Origin of the sequence: Streptomyces sp. NPDC005805 (assembly GCF_040630445.1) — a bacterium.
Taxonomy (GTDB): domain Bacteria; phylum Actinomycetota; class Actinomycetes; order Streptomycetales; family Streptomycetaceae; genus Streptomyces.
On record NZ_JBEXXN010000002.1, the window covers coordinates 1 to 17487 of the forward strand.

The 17487-nt window shown below is 74.3% G+C and carries 13 protein-coding genes; 4 read left to right on the forward strand and 9 right to left on the reverse strand.

Features of this window, described 5'->3' with window-relative positions:
• Positions 1-126: 126 nt before the first annotated feature.
• On the reverse strand, positions 127-1320 hold the full coding sequence (gene mgt / locus ABZ457_RS01680) for a macrolide-inactivating glycosyltransferase (RefSeq protein WP_359152714.1): 1194 nt from the start codon (positions 1318-1320) through the stop codon (positions 127-129).
• 54 nt (positions 1321-1374) lie between these two features.
• Positions 1375-1518 (reverse strand): hypothetical protein, encoded by a 144-nt coding sequence (locus tag ABZ457_RS01685; RefSeq protein ID WP_359152716.1) that lies wholly within the window; start codon positions 1516-1518, stop codon positions 1375-1377.
• Between the two features lie 762 nt (positions 1519-2280).
• Between ABZ457_RS01685 and ABZ457_RS01690 the strand changes: the two genes are divergently transcribed.
• A complete protein-coding gene (locus ABZ457_RS01690; RefSeq protein WP_359152718.1) occupies positions 2281-3144 on the forward strand; it encodes an aminoglycoside phosphotransferase family protein in 864 nt (287 codons plus the stop codon).
• Between the two features lie 31 nt (positions 3145-3175).
• On the opposite strand, the gene ABZ457_RS01695 is transcribed toward ABZ457_RS01690, so the two are convergent.
• From ABZ457_RS01695 to ABZ457_RS01710, 4 genes are all read right to left on the reverse strand, one after another.
• Positions 3176-4432 carry a DUF2993 domain-containing protein gene (locus ABZ457_RS01695; protein WP_359152720.1) on the reverse strand — a complete coding sequence of 419 codons (1257 nt, stop codon included), beginning with the start codon at positions 4430-4432 and terminating at the stop codon, positions 3176-3178.
• 214 nt (positions 4433-4646) lie between these two features.
• Positions 4647-5450 carry a serine protease gene (locus ABZ457_RS01700; RefSeq protein ID WP_359152722.1) on the reverse strand — a complete coding sequence of 268 codons (804 nt, stop codon included), beginning with the start codon at positions 5448-5450 and terminating at the stop codon, positions 4647-4649.
• A gap of 310 nt (positions 5451-5760) precedes the next feature.
• A complete protein-coding gene (locus ABZ457_RS01705; protein ID WP_359152724.1) occupies positions 5761-6486 on the reverse strand; it encodes a 3'-5' exonuclease in 726 nt (241 codons plus the stop codon).
• A gap of 115 nt (positions 6487-6601) precedes the next feature.
• Positions 6602-7837 (reverse strand): SAV2148 family HEPN domain-containing protein, encoded by a 1236-nt coding sequence (locus tag ABZ457_RS01710; protein WP_359152726.1) that lies wholly within the window; start codon positions 7835-7837, stop codon positions 6602-6604.
• A 401-nt stretch (positions 7838-8238) separates the two neighbouring features.
• On the opposite strand from ABZ457_RS01710, the gene glgX reads away from it, so the two are divergent.
• Together glgX and treY are read left to right on the forward strand one after the other, a co-directional pair.
• A complete protein-coding gene (gene glgX / locus ABZ457_RS01715) occupies positions 8239-10359 on the forward strand; it encodes a glycogen debranching protein GlgX (protein WP_359152728.1) in 2121 nt (706 codons plus the stop codon).
• 166 nt (positions 10360-10525) lie between these two features.
• Positions 10526-12970, forward strand: coding sequence for a malto-oligosyltrehalose synthase (treY, locus tag ABZ457_RS01720; protein ID WP_359152730.1), 2445 nt, complete (start codon positions 10526-10528; stop codon positions 12968-12970).
• Here the strand turns inward: treY and ABZ457_RS01725 are convergent.
• Positions 12927-13877, reverse strand: a complete 951-nt coding sequence (locus tag ABZ457_RS01725) for a cytochrome P450 (RefSeq protein ID WP_359153082.1) — start codon at positions 13875-13877, stop codon at positions 12927-12929. The genes treY and ABZ457_RS01725 overlap by 44 nt on opposite strands.
• Positions 13878-14051: 174 nt before the next feature.
• Positions 14052-14600 carry a DUF1707 and FHA domain-containing protein gene (locus tag ABZ457_RS01730; RefSeq protein ID WP_359152732.1) on the reverse strand — a complete coding sequence of 183 codons (549 nt, stop codon included), beginning with the start codon at positions 14598-14600 and terminating at the stop codon, positions 14052-14054.
• Between the two features lie 361 nt (positions 14601-14961).
• Here ABZ457_RS01730 and ABZ457_RS01735 point away from each other — a divergent pair, with 361 nt between their 5' ends.
• Positions 14962-15858, forward strand: a complete 897-nt coding sequence (locus ABZ457_RS01735; protein WP_359152734.1) for a GNAT family N-acetyltransferase — start codon at positions 14962-14964, stop codon at positions 15856-15858.
• A gap of 107 nt (positions 15859-15965) precedes the next feature.
• Here the strand turns inward: ABZ457_RS01735 and ABZ457_RS01740 are convergent, their stop codons facing one another.
• Positions 15966-17414: a GH1 family beta-glucosidase gene (locus ABZ457_RS01740; RefSeq protein WP_359152736.1), complete on the reverse strand. Its 1449-nt coding sequence runs from the start codon at positions 17412-17414 to the stop codon at positions 15966-15968.
• Positions 17415-17487: the final 73 nt, after the last annotated feature.

The window sequence follows — 17487 nt, forward strand, 5'->3', positions numbered from 1 at the left end:
TATAGCAGAGAACCATGCCTAGAAGGGAAGAGACGATGAAGAGTCGAACCATGCGTCGCGGACCACTGCTCGGGCGCTGTGTCGGGGCCCTCGGCTTTCCGCCGTACCTTCGCCCTCCGGCGCTCCTCAGCGCGGGAGTTCGGCCTCGATCAGGTCGGCCGCTCGCGGGGTGCCGCCCTCCTTGGCCATCCCGGCGCCGATCTCCGCCAGCCGGGCCGCGACCTCCGCGTCGCCAACGAGGGCGAGCACCGCCTCGCGCAGCGCCTCCGCCGTGGCCTCCTCGGTGTCGAGCCGGCGGGCCACCCCGAGGGCGACCAGCATGTCCGCGTTGCCGAACTGGTCCACGGCCTGCGGCACGGCCACCATCGGGGTGCCCGTCGCCAGCCCCTCCTGGCTGCCGCCCGCGCCCGCGTGGGTGACGAAGGCGTCCGCCCGGCGCAGCACGGAGAGCTGCGGCACCCAGTCGCGCACCTCGACGCTCGCGGGCACCTCGCCGAGTTCGGCCGGGTCGACGTGCTTGCCGATCTGGAGGACGGTGTGCCAGCCGGGCAGGTCCCCGAACGCCTTCACGCACTCCCGGTAGAACGCGGGCTGCTTGGTGAACGAGGAGCCCAGGGAGACCAGGACCACCTTCTCGGCGTCCGCCGGCCGCCGCCACTCCCCCTGGTCGCCGCGCTCGCCCTGGCAGGCGCCGACGAAGGAGTACACCGACTCGTCGACCCGGTCGGCGTGCGGCTGGAGGGCCCGGGGGATGAGGACGACACTGCGGCGCGGCCGGCCGACGAAGCGGTCCGGGTCGGTGGTGATCCCGTGCTCCGCCAGCCAGGCGCCGAAGCGCGCGTAGTACGCCTGGCCGCGCCCGGACGCCTTCAGCTCGGCGAGCATCGGCGCCGCGACCTCCTCCTCGTACCCCTCCCAGGCGACCAGGTTCGGCGAGAGGGAGACGGCGGGGACACCCCAGCGGTGGGCGAGCACGGGCGCCGGGTAGGAGGTGATGTCGTGGATCACCAGGTCGGGTTCGTCACCGGCGAAGGCGTCGGCGAGCTGGGGCAGGGCCTGGATCGCGTCGTGCAGGAACGGTTCGATGTTGTCGATGAGTTCGGTGCCCCAGGCGTCGGGGTCGTCACCGGTCGGCAGGGTCGAGTGGTAGACGACCGGGCGGGCGCCGGTCGCGGCGACCCGGTCGGCGAACGAGGCCGGGATCGCGTAGCTGACGCGGTGCCCCCGGGCGACGAGTTCCCTGATCACCTCCAGGCTCGGGTTCACATGGCCGGGGGCGGCGATGGAGAACATGGCGATGTGCGCGGGGGTAGTGGTCATGCGCCTCACTCTAAACGAGACGATACGTCTCGTGCAACCATATTCGGTCCCGCCTCACCTCCGGTAGCGCGCCGGCACCGGGTTCCCGTCCTCCACCAGCCGTTCCGGGATCGGCAGCAGCGCGGGCGGCACGAGGAACCAGGCCCCGTATTCCCGCCGCCCACCGGATCGCCGCCGCGCGGTGGTGGTCGGTCTCACGGAGGCGACTCCTTCCGGGGTTTCCCGTCCCACCCCGGCGGCGCTCGGCGGCCCGGGCCCCGCCATCGTGCGACCGGCCCGGGCTCCGTCAAGACCGCGGCCGGCCAGTGCGAGACTGGCCCGGAGCAGCACCCCGGCTCCGGGCCCCGGGCGGGTCCGGGGTCCGGCCTTCCGGGCCGGGAACGGGCCGGGGCCGGGCAGGGGGAACGGCCCCGCGGTCCGGGAGGCCCCGACGCTCCCCGGCCGGGCGGACAGCCCGGGACCGCGGGCAGCCCGGGTCCGGAGGGCGGAGTCGCTTCTCCGGGCCAGGACCGGGCGTCGGGCCGGGCCGGACGCAGGTCCGGGTCTGCGGGCCGGGCCCCGGACCCGGCCGGGCAGACCCGGGTAGGGCCCGGACGCGGGGAACGGCCCCGCAGGCCGGGAGGCCCCGACGCCCCCCGGCCGGGCGGTAGCCCGGGACCGCGGACAGCCCGGGACCGGGTCCGGAGGGCGGACTCGCTCCTCCGGGCCGGCCGGGGCGGCAGCCCGGGACCGGGCCGAGCCCGGGACCGGTACCTCCGGGCCGGGCGGGGCCACGCCTGGACGACCGGGCAAGGCCCGGCCGTCCGGCACAGGTCCGGCCTCCGAGGCCGGGGCCGTTCCGGAACGGCCCCGACAAGGAGGGGCCGGGAGGCCCGGTCGCCCCGGGCACGGCAGGCCGGGCGCGGGCGCGGGCCCGGCGCAGGCACAGGCACAGGCACAGGCACGGAGACGGAGACACGCATGGACGAGACACGCGCACGCGAGCTGCTCGCGGCCGCCGGGTTCACGGGCGGCGAGGCCGACGCCGCGCGGCTGCTCGCGCTCGGCGAGAACGCCGTGTTCGCCACCGGAGACCTCGTCGTCAAGGTGGGCCGGGACCCCTCCCTCCTCCCCCGCGCGGAGCGCGAACTCACCGTCGCCGGCTGGCTCGCCGAGGCCGAAGTGCCCGCCGTCCGCGCCGCCGAGCCGGAGCCGCGCACGGCCGAGGGGCACCCGGTCACCCTCTGGCACGGGCTGCCCGACGCCGTCCGCCCGGCCGCCCCCGCGGACCTCGCCGCCCTGCTGCGACTGGTCCACGCCCTGCCCGCGCCGCCGTTCGCCCTCCCGCCGCGCGAGCTGCTGGGCGGGGTCGAGCGCTGGCTGCGGCTGGCGGGCGACGCGATCGACCCGGCGGACGCCGCCTATCTGCGCGAGCGCCGCGACGGCTTCACCGCGGCCGCCGCCGCCCTCGTCCCGCAGCTGCCGCCCGGCCCGGTGCACGGCGACGCCCTCCCCCGCAACGTCCATGTCGGCCCGGACGGGCCGGTCCTGGTCGACCTGGAGACCTTCTCCTCGGACCTGCGCGAGCACGACCTCGTGGTGATGGCCCTGTCCCGGGACCGCTACGGCCTGGACCCGGCGGCCTACGACTCCTTCACCGAGGCGTACGGCTGGGACGTGCGTACCTGGGACGGCTGCGCGGTCCTGCGCGGCGCCCGCGAGACGGCGAGCTGCGCCTGGGTGGCCCAGCACGCCCCGTCCGACCCGAAGGCCCTGGCCGAGTTCCGCCGCCGGGTCGCCTCCCTGCGCGACGGCGATCCCGAGGTCCGCTGGCGCCCCTTCTGACGCGGGCCGGAGCCCGGAGCGCGCCCCGGGCTCAGCGGACCAGCGGCCCCGACGCGCGCGCCGGCCCCGCGTCCCCGCCGCCCAGCCGCAGGCCGCTGCCCGTCAGCCGCGCGCGGATGCCCTCCTTCTCCACGGAGATGTCGCGCAGCCGCACACCGCCCAGCGACTCGGGCAGGGTGAAGGACCACGACAGCCGGTCCGACAGCTCCGGCAGCCGCAGCTTCATCAGCGCGCCGACGAGGGCGGGGTCGATCCCCGCCTTCTCCAGCAGCCAGGGGTGCTCGGCGACCAGGTCGATGAGGTTGACCTCGGTCAGCTGCTTCAGGAAGCGCGGGGAGCCGGTCAGTTCCGCCAGTTCCCGTTCGCTGCGCAGCGCCTGTTCGACCCGGGCGCGCGGGATGCCCAGCCGCTCCACCACGGCCGGCACGTCGAACAGCGCCTTCACCCGGGCCGTCTCCTCGCTGATCCGGGCCGCCGCCTCCGGGTGCAGCCGCAGTCCGCCGCCCTCCGCGCCCGACCCGGGGCGGTAGGTGAACAGGCCCGGCACGTCCAGCCGCATGCCCGTCACCGTGGTGGACAGCTCGCGCCCGTCGCGCAGGCCGATGCGCGCCTCGGCGCGGACGCCGATCGTGCGCCCGGCGACGTCGATCCCGCCCTTGATGCGCACGGCGGCCGGCCCCGCCTCGGAGAAGGTGATGTGCGAGGCACCGAGTTCGCGGTCGAGGTCGTCGAAGGAGACAAGGACGTCGCCGCGCACGTCCTGGAGGTCGACCCCCTTGGGGGCGGTCAGTTCACCGACGGTGCTGACGCCGCGCACCGTGGCCTGCACCTCGGCGAGGGAGACCTTGCCCGCGTCCACGTCCGGCAGCCGGACCTCGGCCCGGTCGATGCGTTCGCGCGCCACCTGGGTCAGGAAGGGGAAGCCCTTGATGTCGACATCGGGTTCGGCCCGCAGGCTCAGGGTGTCCTGGATCTTCTCGGCCGCGCGGTCCTCCGCGTACACCACGGCCAGGCGGTCAGCCGCGACCAGGAACACCGCGCCGGCGACCAGCGGGACAAGGGTCTTGACGACGGCCGGCAGGGCGCGGAGCCGGCCGCGGCCGCGGTGGTTGGGGGGCTCCCAGGGGTCGGGATCGGGGCCGTCGTCGGAGGGGAGGCCGCGCACCGGCGGGAGGATCCGGGAGGTCCCGGCGGTCGCGCCGTCCGCCTCGGGCTCCGGGTCCGCCAGTTGGGCGAGTTCGTCGTAGGGGTTGCGGGACTGTGCTGATATGCGTGTGGGGGGTCGCATCGGACCATCCCATCACAGGGCCCGGGGGCCCCTGCCACCTCAACCGGCCCGGAGTGATCTTCGCGACAGAACTCCCGCCGGGCAGCCCCCCGAACCGGCCCGGCGCCCGCCCCGGAACCACCGCGCCCCGCCCCGGGTGCGGACACCCGGGGCGGGGACACGGCGGTACGGCGGCCGGATCACCGGCCGGAACGGATCACCCGACCGGGACGGATCAGCCGCTCAGTTCGGCCGCGGCCTTCTCGATGTCCGCGGCGAAGTGGCTCACCTCCGCGTAGACGCCCGGCTTGCCGGGACGCGCGCAGCCCTCGCCCCAGCTGACGATGCCGACCTGTATCAGCTCGCCGGCCTCGTCCTTGCGGAACATCGGGCCGCCGGAGTCGCCCTGGCAGGTGTCGGTGCCGCCGGTGTCCAGCTTGCCGGCGCACAGCTCCTCGTCGGCGACCAGCTCCGGGTAGGCGCCCTGGCAGGTGGCGTCGTCGACGAAGGGCACCTTGGCCTTCAGCAGATACCGCTGCTGCTGGCCGCCCTCCTTGTCGGCGCCCCAGCCGGCGATGTCGAACTCGCCCTCGTTGAGCGAGGCGTCCTTGGCGATGGGCAGGGTGGGCAGGTCGAGCTCCTTGTCGAGCTTGACCAGCGCCCAGTCCTTGCCCGTCCCGTTGTAGCCGGGGGCCTGGAGGACCTCGGTGGACTTCGCGGTCTGCGCCGCGGGGTCCTCCAGGTCAACGACGCCGCCCGTGACGGTGATGGAGGTGTCCGGACCGCTGCCGTCGAGACAGTGCGCGGCGGTCAGGACGAGGTCCTTGGCGTACATGGCACCGCCGCAGCCCATGGACAGGCGGACCAGGAACGGGAATTCGCCCTGCTCGGCCGGGGTGCCGCCGACGACCATGGGGCCCATCTCACCGCGTGGGGTCGGTTCGGGGGCGGCCGAGGCCGTGGCGGACTGGAGACCGAGCGTCCCGAGGGCGAGCGCACCGGTGGCGATGACGGAGCTGAGCTTGAGGTAGTTCCGCAACAGACTTCCTCTCGTGGGGGGTTGTACGCCGTACGGCAACCCGGACCCACCGGAAGCGGACATGCCGAAGCGCGGCAGCACACGGCGGCCGCGCGGACGCGGCGTGCCGTGACTCGTCCGAACCCAGTGGGGGATGAGTTCGCAGAGCGCCCGGTGATTATGGAAGAACAACTGCTCGATGGACAAGGGTGCGCGGGGCGTCAACGTCGTTGTCCGGCCAGGGCGTTGCGGACGAACCGCCCATCGCCGGACGCCCCCCGGACCGGGGCGGACGCCTCCGGCACGGCGCGGACCCGCGCGCCGGGGGCGCTCAGGCGCCCGCGGCGGGGACGAGTTCGCGCAGCGGCCAGGCCGGGTCGACCACCGCATCCCGGGTGCCCTTGCGCCGCAGGAACTCCTGGAAGGAGGCGGCCCACTGCGCGTACCACCGCACCTGGTTCTCGTGCAGTTGCTCGGGATCGAGAAGCGCCACCGAGGGGTGGCGCCCGGCTATCGCGCGGGCGACCAGGACCGCGGCGAGCGCGTCCGCGTCCGCCCGGTGGGCGCCGTCGAGGACCACGCCGTACTCGGCGCAGACGGCCTCCAGGGTGCGCTTGCCCTTGCGGTAGCGGTCCACGGCCCGGTCGATGGTGTACGGGTCGATCACCGGTCCGGTCGGGCGGCCACCCAGCCGCTCCGCCAGTGAGGGGAGCCCGTGGCGGCGCAGCTCCGCACTGAGCAGGGTCAGGTCGAAGGCGGCGTTGTACGCGACGACGGGGACGCCCCGGCGCCAGTGGCCGGTGAGCACCCCGGCGACCTCGTCGGCGACCTCCCGGGCGGGCCGCCCCTCGGCGGTGGCCCGTTCGTTGCTGATGCCGTGGATGGCGGAGGCCTGGGCGGGAATCCGTATCCCCGGGTCGGCCAGCCAGAGGCGCCGGGTCTCCGGCTCCCCCGGACGCACTTCGACGACGGCCGCCGTCACGATGCGCGCGTCGAGCGGATCGGTGCCGGTCGTCTCCAGGTCGAACCCGACCAGTGGTCCCCCGTGCCAGGACATGATGCCCCCTCCTCCATGGTGCCGGGCTGCCGCCCCCCGTTGGATCTTCACCATCGCACGGGCCACTGACAACGCGGGCGGCCCGCTCCCCGGCTCCGCCCCGGGACCGGCGTTTTCAGGACACCGGACGCGAGTCCGCCCAGACCGACTCGAACTCCTCGCGGTAGGTCTGGAACAGGCCCGTCTCCCCGTCCTGCCCCGGCCGGACGAGGGGCCTGCCGCCGCCGCGCAGCACCAGCACCGGCGCCTCCATGCCCCGGGCACGGCGCAGATAGGACTGGACGACGGCCAGGCCGTCGGAGCCGTCCCCGTCGACCAGGTAGGCGGTGAAACGGGGGGTCTCGTCGAAGACCTGGATCTCGAAGGCGCCGGGGTCGCGCAGCCGGGAGCGCACCCGGCGCACATGGAGGATGTTCATCTCCACGGTCCGGCTCAGCTCGCCCTTCTTGATGCCGAGTTCCCGCTCGCGCCGCTTCACGGCGCTGCTGGCGGGGTTGAGGAAGAGCAGCCGGACCCGGCAGCCGGATTCGGCCAGTCGCACCAGGCGGCGGCCGGAGAAGTTCTGCACCAGCAGATTGAGACCTATGCCGATCGCGTCGACGCGCCGCGCCCCGCCGAACAGGTCCTCCGCGGGCAGCTGGCGCTGGAGTCCGACCCGGTCCGGGTGGACGGAGACCACGTCCGCGTACCGGTCCCCGACCAGGTCCTCGACGGCGTCCACGGGCAGCCGGTCGGCCGAGGGCACGCCCGCGCCGCTGCCGAGTATCTCCAGCAGGCGGGCGGATGCGCGCTCGGCCTGGGCGAGGACGGCCTCGTTGAGGGCGCGGTTGCGGGAGACGACGTTCCGCGCGACCTCCAGCTCGTCGAGGGCCAGCTCCACGTCCCGGCGGTCGTCGAAGTAGGGCTCGAAGCAGGGCCAGTGCTGCACCATCAGCTCGCGCAGCTGGGGCAGGGTGAGGAAGGAGAGGACGTTGTCGTCGGCCGGGTCCAGCAGATAGCCCTTGCGCCGGGAGACCTCCCGCACGGCGACCGCCCGCTGCACCCACTCCTGCCCGGCCGGGCCGGCCGCGGCGACCACCCAGTCCTCGCCGTGGACGGGGTCGTAGACGGGGCGCAGCACCGCGGCGACCACGGCGCGCAGCCGCTGCTCCACCAGATTCAGCCAGATGTAGGCCCGGCCGGCGCGCTGGGCGCGGGTGCGCACCTCACTCCAGGCGTCCGCGTCCCAGTCCAGCTCCGCGCCGATCTCGACCGGCCGCGCGAGCGACACGGCTCCTGGCGGGATCCCGGCGGAGTCCTCCCCCTCATGACCCGCGTCACCGGGGGGTAGCTCCAGCCCTCCCGAGCTCACCCGCGCACCGCCTTCTGCTCCACTTCACGCCCGTCTCGCGCCTGTCTTCACGCCGCTCTTCACGCCTGTCGTCGACGATCAAGGAGCCTACTCCGCCGACGGGAGCGGGTGCAGCAGGATGAGCGGGGTTGTTTCTCAACTCCCCTGATTGTGAGGACCGTTCCGAGTGGGCACCTCTTCCGGGGTGAGCGGATTCATAGACGTCAGGCCCCTGGCGCCGGTCCGCGCCGGCGGGTCGGCCCCCGCGCGGGCGTGCGCCCGCGCGTACGGCGACGCGACGGCACACGAGGTTGACCCGGGTGACCGGAATGACGAAGGTCCTAGGAGCTTGCCCCGATTTGGGGGAGGATCTTGGCCGAGAGTCCCCCGTTCCCCGGATCAGAAATGGAAGAGTCGAATCTATGCAGGTCTGGCCGGGACAGGCGTATCCCCTCGGCGCCACGTACGACGGCGCCGGCACCAACTTCGCAGTGCACTCGGAGGCGGCACGGCGCATCGAGCTGTGCCTGCTCCACGACGACGGTTCGGAGACGGCGGTCGAGCTGCGCGAGACCGACGCGTTCGTCCGCCACGCGTATCTGCCGGGTGTGATGCCCGGTCAGCGCTACGGCTACCGGGTCCACGGCCCGTACGCGCCGGAGCGCGGGCAGCGCTGCAATTCCGCCAAACTCCTCCTCGACCCCTACGCCCGCGCGATCAGCGGCTCGGTCGACTGGAACGAGTCGGTGTACGGCTACCACTTCGGCCGCCCCGACTCCCGCAACGACCTCGACTCGGCGCCGCACACCATGTCGTCGGTCGTGGTGAACCCGTACTTCGACTGGGGTGACGACCGCCCCCCGCGCACCGACTACCACCGGACGGTCATCTACGAGGCCCACGTCAAGGGCCTGACGATGCTCCACCCGGACCTGCCGCCGGAGCTGCGGGGCACCTATGCGGGCCTCGCACACCCCTCGGTGATCTCGCATCTGACCGAGTTGGGCGTGACCGCGATCGAGCTGATGCCGGTGCACCAGTTCGTCAACGACCACCGCCTGGTGGACGCCGGGCTGAACAACTACTGGGGCTACAACACCATCGGCTTCTTCGCCCCGCACAACAGCTACGCCTCCTGGGGCGACCGGGGCGAGCAGGTGCTGGAGTTCAAGCAGGCGGTGAAGGCACTGCACCGGGCCGGCATCGAGGTCATCCTCGACGTGGTCTACAACCACACCGCCGAGGGCAACCACCTGGGCCCGACCCTCTCCTTCCGGGGCCTGGACAACGAGTCGTACTACCGGCTGACCGAGGACCGCCGCTACTACATGGACACCACGGGCACCGGCAACTCCCTGCTGATGCGCAGCCCGCACGTCCTCCAGCTGATCATGGACTCGCTGCGGTACTGGGTCACCGAGATGCACGTCGACGGCTTCCGCTTCGACCTCGCGGCCACCCTCGCACGCCAGTTCCACGAGGTGGACCGGCTCTCCTCGTTCTTCGACCTGGTCCAGCAGGACCCGGTGGTCAGCCAGGTGAAGCTGATCGCCGAACCGTGGGACGTGGGCGAGGGCGGCTACCAGGTGGGCAACTTCCCGCCGCTGTGGACCGAGTGGAACGGCAAGTACCGGGACTGCGTGCGGGACCTGTGGCGCGGCGAACCGCGCACCCTGGCCGAGTTCGCCTCCCGGCTCACCGGCTCCTCGGACCTCTACCAGGACGACGGCCGCAGACCGCTGGCCTCCATCAACTTCACCACCTGCCACGACGGCTTCACCCTGCACGACCTGGTCTCCTACAACGGCAAGCACAACGAGGCCAACGGCGAGAACAACCGCGACGGCGAGAGCCACAACCGCTCCTGGAACTGCGGCGCCGAGGGCGCGACCGACGACCCCGGGGTGCAGGAGCTGCGCGAGCGCCAGATGCGGAACTTCATCGCGACCCTGATGCTCTCCCAGGGCGTGCCGATGCTCAGCCACGGCGACGAGTTCGCCCGCACCCAGGGCGGCAACAACAACGCCTACTGCCAGGACAACGAGATCGCCTGGGTGCACTGGCCCGAGCCGGGCGAGGACGAGGAGGGCTCGCTGCTCGCCTTCACCAAGACGATGGTGTGGCTGCGGCGCGACCACCCGGTCTTCCGGCGGCGGCGGTTCTTCCACGGCCGCCCGGTGGAGGGCACCCACGACGAGCTGACCGACATCGCCTGGTTCACCCCGCACGGCGAGGAGATGGCGCCGCGCGACTGGCAGGCCGCGCACGCCAAGGCGCTGTCGGTGTTCCTCAACGGGCACGCCATCTCCGAGCCGGGCCCGCGCGGCGAGCGGATCTCGGACGACTCCTTCCTGCTGATGTTCAACGCCAGCGGGGAGGAACTGGACTTCACCGTCCCGGTCGACCACGGCGAGGAGTGGCAGGTCGTCGTCGACACCGCGCTCGCCAAGGGGGTGCCGCCGGGGCAGGGCAAGACCCTCGCCGCCGGGGAGCGGCTGCGTCTGGTGGGACGGAGCATGACGGTGCTGCGCCGGCCGGCCTGAGCGCCGGATGCGGGGCCCGGACGGGCGGAACGCGGCCCTCCGGGCCCCGGCGCGCGCCGTCGGGGCGGCGGACCGGGAAAGTTCCCGGCCGGGCGACGATCACTCGATATGCCGAAGAGCCGGTCCGCACCGCACGGACGGGTTCACGGCGGGTACGTATGTTCGCATGACACCCACGGCCACCTACCGGCTCCAGTTGCAGCCGGAGTTCACCTTCGCGTCCGCCGAGGCGGCGGTCCCGTACCTCGCCGCGCTCGGCGTCTCGCATCTGCACCTGTCCCCGGTGCTGGAGGCGGTCCCCGGCTCGACCCACGGGTACGACGTCGTCGACCACGGCCTCGTCCGGGCGGAGCTGGGCGGGGAGGCGGGCCTGCGCGCCCTCTCCCGGACGGCCCGGGAGCACGGCCTGGGCCTGGTGCTGGACATCGTGCCGAACCACATGGCGGCGGCCCCCCGCCACAACCGGGCCCTGTGGGAGGTCCTGCGCGAGGGCCCCCACTCCCCCTTCGCCCGCTGGTTCGACATCGACTGGGACGCGGGGGACGGCAAGGTCCTGCTGCCCGTCCTGCCGGGGCCGATCGGCGAGGAGCTGGGCAGCCTGCGGACCGAGGGCGGCGAACTGGTCCACGGCGAGCAGCACTTCCCCCTGCGCGAGTCCACCGCTCATCTGCCGCTGCCCGAGCTGCTCGACGCCCAGTGGTACCGCCTCGCCTGGTGGCGCCTGGCCCGCACCGAGCTGAACTACCGCCGCTTCTTCACCGTCTCCGACCTCATCGGCGTCCGCGTCGAGGACCCGGTCGTCTTCGACGCGACACACGCCAAGATCCTCCAGCTGGTGCGCGAGGGCGTGGTCGAGGGCCTGCGGGTGGACCACCCGGACGGCGTGGCCGACCCGGAGGGCTATCTGCGCCGGCTCCACGAGGCCGCGGGGGGCGACTGCTGGATCGTCGTGGAGAAGATCCTCACCGGGCCCGAGCACCTGCCCGCCGGCTGGCCCGTCGCCGGGACCACCGGGTACGACGCGCTCCACCGTGTCGACGGCCTCTTCACGGACCCGGCCGGGCTGCGCCGCCTCGCCGGGGCGTACCGGGAGGCCACCGGCACGGAGGACGGCCTCGGCGGCCACTGGGAGTCCACCGTGCGCCGGGCGGCGTACGAGGTGGTGACGCACGAACTGGCCGCCGAGACCGCCACCCTGGTGCGGCTCGCCGAGCGGATCTGCGCCGGCTCCCCCGCCCTGCGGGACACCGCCCCCTGGGCGCTGCGCACCGCCCTGCGCGAGCTGCTGGTGCGGGTGCCGGTCTACCGCCCGTACCCGGCGGACCCGGAGGCCGCCCTGCCGGAGGAGGCGGCCCAGGCCGCCCGGGAGACCTTCACCGTCGCCGAGGAGGCGGCGGCCGTCGATGTGGTGCGCGACCTGGCCCTCGGCCGCCTCGGGGACGGCACCGACCACCGCCGCTTCCGGGCCCGGTTCGCGCAGACGGCCTCCGCCCTGCGCGCCAAGGCCGTGGAGGACACCGCCTTCTACCGCTACGCGCCCCTGATCTCGGCGAACGAGGTCGGCGGGGACCCGGGCGACCCGGCGGTGGCCCCGGCCGCCTTCCACGCGTTCTGCGCCCGGCTGGCCCGCGACTGGGCGGCCACCGGCACGGTCCTGACCACCCATGACACCAAGCGCAGCGCGGATGTGCGGGCCCGGATCGCGGTGCTGAGCGAGACGCCGGAGCGCTGGGTCCGCTTCCTGGAATCGCTCCCCGGGCAGGCGGCGGCCGCCCCCGACGCCCAGCTCGCCTGGGTCGCCTGGCAGACCGCGGTCGGCCTCGGCCTGCCGGACGCGGACCGGCTGGAGGGGGCCCTGCTGAAGGCGGCCCGCGAGTCTGGCGTCCGCACCAGCTGGACGGAGGGGGACGCGGCGTACGAGAAGGCGGTGTCGGCGTTCGTCGGCGCGGGCCCGGCGGGGGCCGCGCGTCGGTCCGTCGCCGAACTGGTCGCGGAACTCGCCCCGTTCGTCCGGGCGAACGTCCTGGGCGCGGCGCTGGTACATCTGACGATGCCGGGCGTCCCCGATGTGTACCAGGGCTCGGAGCGGGAGTTCCTGGCCCTGGTCGACCCGGACAACCGCGCTCCGGCCCGCTTCGGCCCGCCCCTGCCGGACCCGCTGCCCCCGCACCCCGAGCCCGGGGCGGAGGAGGGTGCGCGGGACCGGGCGCCCGGGGCGGGCGCCGGGCCGGACGTGGCGCTCGGGGCCGAGAAGCTGGCGCTCACCGTGGCGGCGCTGCGGCTGCGCCGGGCGCACCCGGAGGTGTTCGGCGCGGACGGCTCCTACGCCCCCCTCACGGCGGCCGGCCCGGCGGCGGACCACTGCGTGGCCTTCCAGCGGTCCGGGCGGGTGGTCACCGCGGTCACCCGGCTCTCCCTCCGCCTCGACCGCGAGGGCGGCTGGCGGGACACGGAGCTGACCCTGCCCCCCGGTCGGTGGACGGATCTCCTGGACGCCTCACGGGAGTTCACCGGCGAGGAGCCCGTGCAGCTGGCGGAGCTGTTCGCCGCCCGTCCGGTGGCCCTGCTCAGCCGAGCGGACGGACCAGCAGCGACTTCGGAGAGCGGGTGATCAGACCACTGGAGACGGGCCGGAAGCCCTCCGCCCAGCGCATCCGCGGCATGGCCTCGACGAGCGCCCGCAGCCCGTACTCGGCCTCCATCGCCGCGAGCCCGACGGCCGGGCAGCCGCCCAGCCCGTAGGTGAGCTGCCCGGGGTCGCCCCGGAGCATGTCGAACCGGTCCGGGTCCCGGAAGCGCTCCGGGTCCCGGCCGGCGGCGCCGATGAGGCAGGCCACGGTGGCGCCCGCGGGCAGGGTGCCGCCGCTGAGCTTCACGGTCGCGGAGGTCCGGCGGATGACCACGAGCACCGGCGGGTCGCGCCGCAGGGACTCCGTCCAGGCCCGCTGGATCAGCCGGGGCTCGGCGCGCAGGGCGGCCACCCGGTCGGGATGGTCCAGCACATTGGCGAGGAAGGAGGCGAGGGCCTTCTCCCGGACGGGGACCTGGGAGACGCAGCGTCCGGCGAGCAGGGCCCGCCCGGCGTTCCTGCCGCCCACCCCCATCGACCCGGAGGGCAGCCAGCGGCAGAACTCGTCCACCAGGTCGGCCTGCGTCCGGTCCGCGATGCGCCGCGCCAGGACGTAGGCGGTCCGCTTGACGACCTCGCGCAGATAGGGCGGCACGGGCGCGCTGTGGTCGGCGCAGGCCGCGTCCCCGGGCCGGTTGCCGTGGGTGAAGCGCAGATCGGTCAGGGCGGTGGCCACATCGCGGTAGCGGCTGACCAGCCAGGCCCCGACCGAGGAGTCGTAGGTCAGCGGATGGTCCTCGCGGAGCCTGCGGTAGCCCTCGTACAGTTCGTGCTCGTTCCCGGTGGGCAGACCGGGCAGCAGCACGGTGCGGTGGGAGACGGGGCTGGGTGGCACGGCCGAGGGGCCGGGCGGGGTGGCCTCGGGGCCGGGGTCGGTGTCCGCGTGCATCTGTGGCTCCCCTGTCACGGCCGCGGCTCCTCGTGGCGACGGCTGCATCCAGGCGACCACCGGGCCGCGCCGGGCGCAGTCCGCGTGGGCCGTTCGGGTGAGTCCGCGGCCCGCCTCGACCGGCCCCCGCCGGGCCGTTCGCGCCGCCTCCGTCAGCGGGCGGCCAGCGGGCGGTCAGCGGGCGGTGAGGCGGAAGAGCATGCTGCCGAAGCCGACCATGTCGCCGTCCTGGACGACGATCGAACCGGTCAGCCGGCGCCCGTTGACCGTGGTGCCGTTGGTGGACCCAAGGTCGCGCAGGATCCACAGCCGGCCCTGGCGGCTCAGCTCCGCGTGGAGCCGGGAGACCGAGTCATGGCTGAGCCGCAGGCCGTTCGCCGGGTCCCGCCCGATCCGCAGCGGGTTGGGGCCGGGCTCCGGCAAGAGCAGTGGCGGAAGCTTCTCGGCCTGCCAGGCGCGCCGCATCCGCACGGAGAAGGCCGACATCCGGCCGACGAAGCCGAAGAGCCGCCGGGAGAGGCCGCCCTCCGGGGTGAGGTCCGCGGTGACCGCCGCCAGCTCCTCGGGCACCCGCGCGGCGAGCACCAGACCCATCCGGTGCACGAAGGTATCGTGCGACAGCCTGCCCTGGGCCGCGCCCTCCCTGAGCACGTCGAGGGCGCGTTCGCGCTCCGCGTCGGAGACCCGGGCGGGGTAGGAGGGCAGTTCATAGGACGAGGTCACATCCGAATTGTCGGGCCGAAGGGCCCGGGGTGTCCAGAAGCAGCCACGTGATCCGGACGGCGCGGGCGGAACGGTTCGCCACCATGGGCGATTTGTCGGATTCATCCGCCTCGGCGGGCCTGTGACCGGCGGCGCCACGAAACCCCTGGACCGTCCTCGAACCACGGGCCCGCCGGAAACCCGTGGACCGCCCGCCCCCGGGCGTCTACCGTGATCGCGACGCCCTGGAGGACGCCCCGGAGACGGAAGGAGGCGAGTGCCGTGCACACCGCAGCAGTTGTCCCGCGCTCCCTTCCCGCCCGCCCGGCGTTCGACGGCTGACCGGGAGCGCTCCGCAGTTCACTCCCGGAGGATCCCCCTCATGACCGATCTGGTCATCCGCGCGCTCGACGCGAGCGACGCGCACCTTTTCGACACCCTGCCCGACCCCCTCGGCGCGGCCGTCTCGCACGCGCGCACGGTCCACCGCCCCGAGTGGAAGCGGGTCGCCCTGCGCGACGGCCGGGTCGTGGCCCGCGGCGCCTGGTGGGGCGGCCCCGACGACACGACCCCGGTGAACATCAACTGGTTCGACGTCGCCGAGGGCGAGGAGGAGGCCGGCGCCGCCCTGCTGCGCTCCGCCCCGCACCGGGTGGAACTGGAACTCACCCTTCCGCCCGGCTGGCGGGAGGACCCGCTCGCCCGGGCCGCGGGCGAGACCCGTATGCGCGCGGCGCAGGCCGCCGGCTACGCACTCCTCGTCGAGCGCTACCTCTACCGCTGGACCCCCGAGCACGGTCTCCCCGAGCGGCCGGGCCGTCTGAGCTTCCGGCCCGAGCCGGACGACGCCGTGTTCTTCGACGCGCTGAAGCGCATCCACTCCGCCACCCTCGACGCGCACGCCCTGCGGGCGATCGCGGAGGGCGGGGTCGAGCAGGCGGCCCGGGAGGAGCTGGAGTTCTTCCACTGGTGCCCGTCCCCGCGCGAGTGGTGGCAGGTCGCGCACACGGCAGGGGGCGAGTTCGCCGGCATCCACATCCCGGCGCACAACCCGTCCGGCCCGTGCGTCGGCTTCATCGGCGTCCTGCCCGAGCAGCGCGGCCGGGGCTACGCGTACGACCTGCTGGTGGAGTGCACGCGCTTCCTCGCCGAGCGGGGCGCGGAGTTCGTGGCGGGCGCCACCGACCAGGGGAACACGCCGATGGCGGCGAACTTCGCCAAGGCGGGCCACCCGGTGGTCAGGGAGCGCATCAACTTCGTGCCGGGCGGCACCGGCTGACGCCCCGCCGGCACCCCGGGCGGGTGGCCCCGCACCACGGCCCGCCGCCCGCCCGAGGCCCCGCCCGCGCCACCACGGTCCGAAAACCCGCCACCCGCCCCCGCACCTCACCCCGCCCCGTGGGCGGCCCGCTGCGCCGCGATCGCGTCCCGGTACCAGCCGTACGACGCCTTCGGCGTGCGCGCCAGTGTCTCGTAGTCGATGTGCACCAGTCCGAAGCGCTGCGCCGCGCCCTCGGCCCACTCGATGTTGTCGGTCAGCGACCAGGTGAAGTACCCGCGCACGTCCACCCCTTCGGTGATCGCCGCGTGCAGGGCTCGCAGATGGCCGTCCAGGAAGGCGATCCGGCGCGGGTCGTCGACGCCCTCGTACGAGCAGCCGTTCTCGGTGATCAGCACGGGCGGCAGCCGGTCCCCGTAGCGCTCCTTCAGCAGCAGGAGGAGTTCGCGCAGGCCCTCGGGGACGACGGGCCAGCCGAAGGCGGTGCGTTCGGTCCCGGGGATGTCGCGGAGCCCGAACGGCAGCCCCTCCGGCATCCCGACGCCCCCGAAGCTGTCCAGGGCGTCCGGCGCGGCCGGGTGCGGAGCGCCGACCAGCATCGGGTGGTAGTAGTTCACACCGTAGAAGTCCAGGGGCTGCGCGATGAGGGCCAGGTCCTCGGCGACCGGGCCGGGCATCAGGGCGGCGATCGACTCGTCCGGGTAGGCGCCGGTCAGCAGCGGGTCCGCGAACAGGTGGTTGGTGAGGGTGTCGTACAGTCCGGCGGCGAACCGGTCCTCCTCCGTGTCCCCGGCCGCGCGCACCGGTGAGTGGGAGACGGCGATGCCGACCCGCCCGGCCCCGGCGGCGCGCAGGGCCCGGGCCGCGAGGCCGTGGGCGAGGAGCTGGTGGTGGGCGGCGGGCAGGGCGTCGAAGAGGAGCTTCTGCCCGGGGGCGTGCTCCCCGAGGGCGTAGCCGAGGAGGGTCACCTCGGCGGGTTCGTTGAGGGTCATCCACAGCGGGACCCGGTCCGCGAGCCGTTCCGCGACCACGGCGGCGTAGTCGGCGAAGCGCTGCGCGGTGTCCCGGTTCAGCCAGCCACCCGCCTCGTCCAGGGGCAGCGGGGTGTCCCAGTGGTAGAGGGTCGGCGCGGGCGTGATGCCGTGCGCGCACAGTTCGTCCACCAGGCGGTCGTAGAAGTCGAGGCCGTGCGGGTTGACGGGCCCGGTGCCGCCGGGGACCACCCGGGGCCAGCTCACCGAGAAGCGGAAGGCGTCCACGCCGAGTCCGGCGAGGAGGGCCACGTCCTCCCGGTAGCGGTGGTAGAAGCCGGTGCCCCGCGCGGCATCCGCGCCGCCCCGGACGCGCCCGGCGGCGGCGAAGGCGTCCCAGCCGGAGGGCCCCTTGCCGTCGGCGTCGGCGGCCCCCTCGGTCTGGAAGGCGGAGGCGGAGGCTCCCCACAGGAAGCCGGGCGGGAACACGGGCAGCGGCCCGGACGCGGACACAGAAGCGGCCACAGAAGGGGGCGAGGACGACGACGGAGACGCGGACGACGAGGACTCGGGCGGCATCGGCATGCCCGGTGACCTTAATGGCCCAAGGACCCCGCCTGAAGACCCCGGACTTGCCAGGATGGACCGGACGCAGGGG

What these genes read in the sequence shown, in the direction of transcription:
- mgt (WP_359152714.1), bottom strand. Translation starts at nt 1,320, where the DNA reads ATGACCACTACCCCCGCGCACATCGCCATGTTCTCCATCGCCGCCCCC.
- ABZ457_RS01690 (WP_359152718.1), top strand. Translation starts at nt 2,281, where the DNA reads ATGGACGAGACACGCGCACGCGAGCTGCTCGCGGCCGCCGGGTTCACG.
- ABZ457_RS01695 (WP_359152720.1), bottom strand. Translation starts at nt 4,432, where the DNA reads ATGCGACCCCCCACACGCATATCAGCACAGTCCCGCAACCCCTACGAC.
- ABZ457_RS01705 (WP_359152724.1), bottom strand. Translation starts at nt 6,486, where the DNA reads ATGTCCTGGCACGGGGGACCACTGGTCGGGTTCGACCTGGAGACGACC.
- glgX (WP_359152728.1), top strand. Translation starts at nt 8,239, where the DNA reads ATGCAGGTCTGGCCGGGACAGGCGTATCCCCTCGGCGCCACGTACGAC.
- treY (WP_359152730.1), top strand. Translation starts at nt 10,526, where the DNA reads ATGACACCCACGGCCACCTACCGGCTCCAGTTGCAGCCGGAGTTCACC.
- ABZ457_RS01725 (WP_359153082.1), bottom strand. Translation starts at nt 13,877, where the DNA reads ATGCACGCGGACACCGACCCCGGCCCCGAGGCCACCCCGCCCGGCCCC.
- ABZ457_RS01735 (WP_359152734.1), top strand. Translation starts at nt 14,962, where the DNA reads ATGACCGATCTGGTCATCCGCGCGCTCGACGCGAGCGACGCGCACCTT.
- ABZ457_RS01740 (WP_359152736.1), bottom strand. Translation starts at nt 17,414, where the DNA reads ATGCCGATGCCGCCCGAGTCCTCGTCGTCCGCGTCTCCGTCGTCGTCC.